Source organism: Pseudomonas sp. Pseusp3 (assembly GCF_047304225.1).
Classification (GTDB): Bacteria; Pseudomonadota; Gammaproteobacteria; order Pseudomonadales; family Pseudomonadaceae; genus Aquipseudomonas; species Aquipseudomonas fluorescens_CD.
Window position 1 is genome coordinate 1 of sequence record NZ_JBGLYV010000227.1, and the last position, 1,094, is coordinate 1,094.

Genomic DNA, 1,094 nt, shown 5'->3' on the forward strand with positions numbered 1-1,094 from the left:
CAGAATTGGTGTGACTGGCAATCCGCTTTCGCGAGCAAGCCCGCTCCCACATTGGGATCTCTGTAGCGGGATTATTCCAGTCGCGCCAAACGCTCTTCCAGCGCCGCAATCCGCGCTTCCAGTTCTTCGATCCGTTCAACCGAAACCCCGCCACTGCCACGCTCGGCCGGGTTGTTCCGTGCCGCCATGATCGCCTCGATATCCGCCGGGTCGCCCAAGGCGTGGGTATAGCGGTCTTCGCGCTGACCGGCCTGACGCGCAATCAGCACGGCCAGGCCGCGGGCAATCAGGCGTTCGAGTTGATGCACAACCTGTTCGGCATCTTCGAATTCATGCATGCGGCCGCTGCGGGTCAGCAGTTCATTGACGGTCTGCGGGCCGCGCAGGAACATCAGCCCGGTCAGGATGACCTGCGCCGGCACCAGTTCCAGGGCCTTGTCGACCTTGTGCTCCCAGCGGTCGGCGCGGCTGCCCATCACCAGTTTGGCGAAGCCGCGTCCTTCGAGGGCGCGCAGGCTCTGGCCGACCTGGCCTTGTGTGAGGTTCATCACCGGCTCGCGGCTGGTTTTCTGGTTGCAGGCAATCACCAGGGCATTGAGGGTCAGGGGATAGGTTTCCGGGCTGGTGGCCTGTTTCTCGATCAACGAGCCCAGGATGCGGATTTCCGTGGTATTGAGCCGGGGCTCATCGAAAGTCGTCTCTTGCTCAGCGCTCATGGTTCTGCGTCCTTACCCGATTCATGTTTTTCACTTGCGTGGGTGCACTTTAGATGGGCAGGCGCCAATCGCAACAGAATTCGCTGCGTCATCAGAGCAATGATGACAAAAAGTGTATGAAATATTAACGCCATTTTTACAATTGGCCGGGCACCGTATGCGGGGTCGCGCGCGAGTGCGTCCAAAGGGCGAGGTATTGTTGGCGTCATCGCCCTGAACAGCTGAACCCTGCATCGAGTCGGCCGGTGTACTACACCTTCATTCGCCTCTGATAAAGAAATCCAATAAAGGCGAGAGTGACTCCATGAGCCAAGACATTTTTGTATCCGTACTGATTCCCGCCAAGAACGAAGCGAACAACCTCAAGCCATTGCTTGA

1 protein-coding gene is annotated in these 1,094 nt (G+C 58.5%); it reads right to left on the reverse strand.

Annotation, left to right across the window (positions count from 1 at the left end; translation table 11 throughout):
• Positions 1-71 precede the first annotated feature (71 nt).
• Positions 72-716, reverse strand: a complete 645-nt coding sequence (locus ACCD00_RS30650; RefSeq protein ID WP_413428924.1) for a YceH family protein — start codon at positions 714-716, stop codon at positions 72-74.
• Between the last annotated feature and the right edge of the window lie 378 nt (positions 717-1,094).